The organism is Campylobacter sp. RM12654 (genome assembly GCF_020137585.1).
In the GTDB taxonomy this organism is placed as follows: domain Bacteria; phylum Campylobacterota; class Campylobacteria; order Campylobacterales; family Campylobacteraceae; genus Campylobacter_E.
This window is the reverse complement of sequence record NZ_JACGAR010000041.1, coordinates 1-5,876: the sequence shown is the minus strand read 5'-3', so window position 1 is coordinate 5,876 and position 5,876 is coordinate 1. Positions and strand designations below refer to the sequence as shown.

Below are 5,876 nucleotides of genomic sequence, written 5' to 3'. Positions count from 1 at the left end.
ACGAGCGTTTGAAATCATAAGTAGGTAGAAATACCGAAAAGTTAGTAAAATATCGGGCAACTGGCTTAGCCACCCCGATAAACTTTAACACAAACATACTAAATTTATTCCCTATCATCACAATAGTTAAAAAATTCACATTGATTACAAGCATTAAGACTAGCGCTACTATTTGGAAAAACTCCATTATCTAAAAGATTTTTCATATCTTTTACAACTCTTTTTAGCCTAGCAAAATCATTCGGAAAAATATTAAAAACCTTATGTTTTAGATGATTTGATGAGCATAAAATCACTCTTTTGCAAGGCTTAGCATAAATTTTACTAGCCATTTTTGCGTATGCTATTAGTTGCATTTTCGCCCCGTTACTAAGATTTAGATTATTACTTTGTTTAAACTCAAGTACCACCACCACATCAACCCCAACAAATAACATATCACAAACCCCACACAGCTCATCATCTTCTAAATATTGATTTTTATAGGCTTTATATTCGCTTAGCCCAAGTTTAGCAAATGTGCGACTTTTGAAAAGCTCATCTTGCTTTTTATGAAAATCATTGCCAAAATCTACATGCTTAGGATATTTTGGTGTAATATCACAAAAATTATAAAAATAAAATATCCTAGGACAAAACACAAACCGCCTAATCAAACTCGCCTTCAAAAGTTCCATGAAATTCCTATTTCAAATTATTTAAAATTCTCATTGTTTTGGTTGAAATATACACAAATTACTAAATACTATCAAAACTAAGTTGCTCTAAATCAGCCTTTTTATAGCCGTGCGTATAATCTAAATCTATCTCGCACCTACACAAAAATGCCTTATCCCCATCATCACAAAGCTTTTTAAAAAGCTCTTTTACCACCTTTATCTCGCTTTTGCTAAGCTCTCCATAAAAGACTGATTTTTGGATATTTAAAAGTCCTAAATCCTTTAGCTCTTCAAAAAGCTTTGTTCGTGATTTGTTATCTTCTATATCATAGCTTACAATATACACGCTCACCACCTAAACACATAAGAATGATAATTATTCGCACCGCACAAAAACCCACTAAGCTTATAAACTTGCCTTTGTATGATGCTTTCAAGACTTAGCTTTGAGTGATTATATGGCAACTTTTTAGCAAGTGAGCTAAAAATCTCATTTGAAATTAGCTTTTTACACTCATTAAAATCGCCCTTTAGCTGATGCCTTAGCTTGATGATATTTCTATCAACTAAAAAACTTCTATACTCCTCTCTTAAACTAACGATAGCTTAGCACTTCTTAAGCTATGAAGCACTCCAAAATATGGGTTTAACCCTGCGTTTATCACGCTTTTATAAATTATATTTAAAAGTATTGCATAGCCATAATTTAGAGCCTTATTTATATTATCGTCTGCATATCTGCCCGTGCGATTTAAAAACTCATCTCCTAAAAGCCTTGTTTGTCTAAGATAATCAAAATAAACTTTTGCTGCACTTCCTTCAATGCCAAAAATGCTATCTTTTGTCATTTTATAAGTTTTTAGCTCATTAATAAATGTTTTTAATTGCTCGGTGGTTTTTTGTTTTAGCAAATCATCTTGCAAATACCTTGAAAAGTATAAAATCGTGGAGCGTTGGTTTTTGATTTTACCTATGATTAGCTCTTTTGCTAGGGCTAGGTCTTTGCCGTTTTGTTCGCTTAAAATCTGGTGTTTTATTACATTTACGCTTTTATGCTCGTGTAAAGTGTGTAAAGCTAAATGAGATTTAAAATCATTAAAGAATATCTTAACCCCACGCACTCCACAAGCATAGGCTAAGTCACTACTTAGCCCTACACCACGAGATTTTATACTTATGGTTTTTAGGTTTTTAAGTGGATATTCTTTAATTAACTCTCCATCTTTTTTAACTACTAATCTAGCCGATTTTAGCCCCAAATACACCCCGTAAGAATTCACTACGAGATGTTTTAACATATATTATCTTTCATAGTTTGCCTATTTGCTTTTGAGGTTTGATTTGTTGTATATTTTAACCCTAAAACTTCAAAATTATCACAAATTATGCTAGCTTTATAATCCCTTGGCTTACCTAAAAACTCAACTAATTCAACATTTAAACACTCATCACAAAACTTCACCCATTTATCATTTTTATCATTTAATGCACTTTTAAAAATATCTAAATCATATCCTAATTTTGCCTTGTTAAAATGCACTTGCACCGTATGTCTAGCAGCTTCGCTAACTATAAAGTCAAGCTTTGAGATTTTTTCTGGTAAGTTATTTTTAATGCTTATTTTATAGATTTCTTTAGCATTTTCGCTAAGGTTTAAAATATCTAAAATATCGGCTATTTTGAATGGTAAAACATTCTTGCTATGATATTTTATACCTACAATTCTATCTCTATCAAAATAATTTTTTGTAGCTATGTTTTCATTTGCTAAACCTTCATAACCTGTATTTCTACGCACCACAAAACTAGCTGCACTAGCTACACTTAGCGAGTATGTAACACGGCGTTTGTTTCTAGATCTTTTTATATCTTTTTGATTACCTGTGTAGAAATTATTTATATAAAGCTTATGGATTTTTTCTACTTCATTTTTAGTTTTTACTTCATTTTTTACTAGGATTTCATAGAACTTTTCTATATTTGCACCATTATCTTTAGGCTTGATTAACTCGCCACTTTTAGCATCAAAAAATATATCTAAAACATCTTTTCTAACACTTGATACCAAAAACTTATCCAAAAATTTGATTTTTTCTAGTGTTTTTATATCTTTTGCCTCAAAACTTGCAAAGATTAAATCAAAAACTTTTTTGGTGTCTATATGAAATCTTACCGATTTAAGTTTTTTAACTTCCATTAATAAATCAAATTCTTTTAAAATATTTAAATGCTTATCACTTAAATATTTAGCATTTTCATATCTAAGTGAGTAAATCGTATCTTTAAATAATTGCTTTCTTGAAATTTTATCTTGACTTAATTCTAAGTACTTTTGGCTTTGTATATTTTTTATCTCACTTTCTTTTAGATAAATCTCACTGAATTTAAACTTTGGTTCAAACTTCACATTCTCATTTATAGATACCACCTTTTTATCCTTAATAGCACTAGCTATATAAAATACAACACTAGCATCTATACAATGGCTATGGCTTGATTGGATTTTTTCTTTTGCTATTTCTGGTAAATCAAGACTTAGCTCACGCCTAATAGCACTTGTTAGCTTACTATCAATAAAATTTACATTAATATCTAAATCTTTATTCTTTGTTAGAGCTTTTTGAACTATTAGTTTAGCAAGGCGTTTTTGAGTGCCATTTGTTGTGGTTTTTAATTTATCTTGTTCTAATAATTCCAATGCTTTAGCATAAAAGTTTTCTTTAGGCATAAAAAGTGCATGTCTAAAGGCAATTTGCTCATGATATTTTAGATTTTTATAATTTGTATATTTATCAGTATCAATACCTTCTAAAGTATTATTTATAAAGATTTTTAACTCATTTTCATTTGCTACACCGCACTTTTTGTATATATCATTTTTATATTTTTCTTTTAAATCAGTAAAATAAATATACCCATCACTTTTTCTAAAATTTTCGTATGATTTTACAGGTATTAAATTCGCTTCTGAGTTATATTCACATTTACTTCTTGGCAAGATATGATCATATTCAGCATTTTTGAGATTTAAAGACTCCCCACTATAAGGGCATATTACAAAATACTCTTTAGGCTTTCTTTTTACTTTAGTTTTTGTAAGCTCTTTTGCCGCGGTTTCAAAAGCAAAGGCATTTTGCTCTATATTTATACTTAATTCTTTAGTATTACTTAAATCCAAATCTTTTATAATCTCATAAGCAAGTCTATCAATATACATTTCAACCCTACCATTTATAAGCCTTGCACTATCCGAGCCAAATACCGAACACATAGCTTTTTCACCACTTGTTCTTAGTAAAGTTTGCAATGAGTGTTCCTTGCAAAGTTTATTAAAACCCTTAGTATCATCTAAGATTATATTTGCACTCTGAAGCAGTTGATTTATCATAGTTTTTAGCTTGTCGCTTTTAGCTACATTTTTAAATATTTCTTGGTTAGTTATTAATTCATAGGCTTTTTTATATTGCTCTAAAATCTTTTTTAATTCCTTATCATTTGTAGCCTTGTTATCTAATAAAGCCTTTTCGTCTTCTAAAGCTTTGTAAAAGGCGTTTTGATAAGATTTAGCCATTTCGCTAAGATTAGTTAAAAAACCATTTAAGGTAGTATTACCCTTAACTTTATTTTCTTTTTTATTTATAAATTCCATAAAAATATTGACATCATTTTCACTAAATCCATCAGGCTTAGCCCATAAAATACTAAGATGAGTATGTTTAAGGTTATTTTTATAAGGAGTATGACACCCACAAGGCTTTAAAAGTTTATTTGATAATACACCTTTTTTAGCCAGCAGCAATTCATCATAATATTTATTTGCAAAGTCTTGTAAGGCATCAAAATCACTATCATTTAAACATATCGTATCTTTAAAATATTTTGCATATTTATCAAAACTTCTAGGATAAAGCTTGGTATCTTCTAAATACCCATTAGATATATCTAAAAATCTTTGAAAAACCACTTTTAACTCATTTTCATCTAATTCATCGTATTCTTTTATAACGCCGTTCTCGTCTATAGTAAGGCTTGAAAAATTAGGATTTTCTAAAATATGTTTTAGGCAAGTTTTTAGCTTATTACCAAGCTTGTCTTTTAAGACTAATACATTGCAAGTTTGTGGGTTTTTATTATTCATTCTCTCATAAGGTGGAATGCTTATTATTGGGTCATTTTTACATAGATATTCATAGCTTGAATTTTTTAGGTTTTCTAACATTGTGCGTTTGTTTTCTAACTCTTTTTCGCCTTGAAAGGTAAGAAATTTTATATTTCTTATGCTTTGTTTTCTTAATTTTTCATCATCAAAAACATCATCAAATTTGTTATTAAAATACCTTCTTAAAACCCTTGTTTGATAATTTGATATATTACCAATAATATTTGCAAACTCATCAGCATTTATATTTAATTTTGAAATTACGCTTTCAAATTCCACACTTTTGCAAAGTTCTTTTATGTCTTTTATATATTTTTCTCTGTGTTTGTTATTTTTAAGCATTTCATTTCTAAGAGCTTCAAACATATCTGTAATAGCTTTTCTATCACTTGCTTTTATATTATAAACAAATTTATCGTTATCATATTTTTGCATTATTAGGCTAGTTTGCTTAGCTAAAAACTCACAGAATTCATCAGTATCATACTCGTTTGCAAAATTTGAAAGCCTTAATTCATAGTCATTTTTGTTAATGCAGTTTTTAAACTCATAGCTATCAATTTCGTTTAATATTTCTAAACTCTCATCGCTAATGTCATTTTCAAATTCTATATTTATATAATTAAACCCACGATTTTTAAGTAGTCCATATATTAGCTCAAGTTCGCTTTGGCTTAAATCTTTGATTTTGATTTTATTTAACAATTCATCTAAAAGCCTTCTAGCAAATTTTGACCTTTTTATACCCCTTTTTTGGTGTCTTTTGGAAGTTCTATCTTTTTTAAGGAAGTTAATATCGCCATCTTTAAAGATATAATTAACAGCGCTTTTACTTACAATCTCATCGTTTTTTATATCTACAATATAAACACCATTATTTTTAGCACCCATATCAATACTTACAACTTTTTTCATATTGTTTTCCTCTTATGATTTATTGTAAATATAGTAGCATATTTAACTAAAAATAAATGATATAAATAAAAAATGATGTAGGGGGTGGCTAAGCAAAGCCCCATTTGTAATACCCCTTTAGGTGTTTTCAAACTCTAATGTGC

4 protein-coding genes are annotated in these 5,876 nt (G+C 28.9%); all 4 read right to left on the bottom strand.

From position 1 onward, the window contains the following. Nucleotides 1-104: 104 nt before the first annotated feature. The gene (gene cas4, locus AVBRAN12654_RS09090; protein ID WP_336614349.1) at nucleotides 105-677 is read right to left on the bottom strand and encodes a CRISPR-associated protein Cas4; all 573 of its coding nucleotides are present in this window, start codon (nucleotides 675-677) and stop codon (nucleotides 105-107) included. 61 nt (nucleotides 678-738) lie between these two features. Next, nucleotides 739-1,005 (bottom strand): CRISPR-associated endonuclease Cas2, encoded by a 267-nt coding sequence (gene cas2 / locus AVBRAN12654_RS09085; protein ID WP_214118919.1) that lies wholly within the window; start codon nucleotides 1,003-1,005, stop codon nucleotides 739-741. Nucleotides 1,006-1,249: 244 nt separating this feature from the next. Further along, entirely contained in the window at nucleotides 1,250-1,957 is a 708-nt protein-coding gene (cas1, locus tag AVBRAN12654_RS09080; protein WP_336614348.1) for a CRISPR-associated endonuclease Cas1, read from the bottom strand. After that, complete coding sequence (locus tag AVBRAN12654_RS09075; RefSeq protein WP_336614347.1) at nucleotides 1,951-5,733, bottom strand: HNH endonuclease domain-containing protein; 3,783 nt, start codon at nucleotides 5,731-5,733, stop codon at nucleotides 1,951-1,953. Before AVBRAN12654_RS09075 ends, cas1 begins: the two co-directional genes overlap by 7 nt. Nucleotides 5,734-5,876: the final 143 nt, after the last annotated feature.

Excerpts from the sequence above, each read along its gene's own strand:
- cas4 (WP_336614349.1), bottom strand. The coding sequence starts at position 677 with ATGGAACTTTTGAAGGCGAGTTTGATTAGGCGGTTTGTGTTTTGTCCT.
- AVBRAN12654_RS09075 (WP_336614347.1), bottom strand. The coding sequence starts at position 5,733 with ATGAAAAAAGTTGTAAGTATTGATATGGGTGCTAAAAATAATGGTGTT.
- cas1 (WP_336614348.1), bottom strand. The coding sequence starts at position 1,957 with ATGTTAAAACATCTCGTAGTGAATTCTTACGGGGTGTATTTGGGGCTA.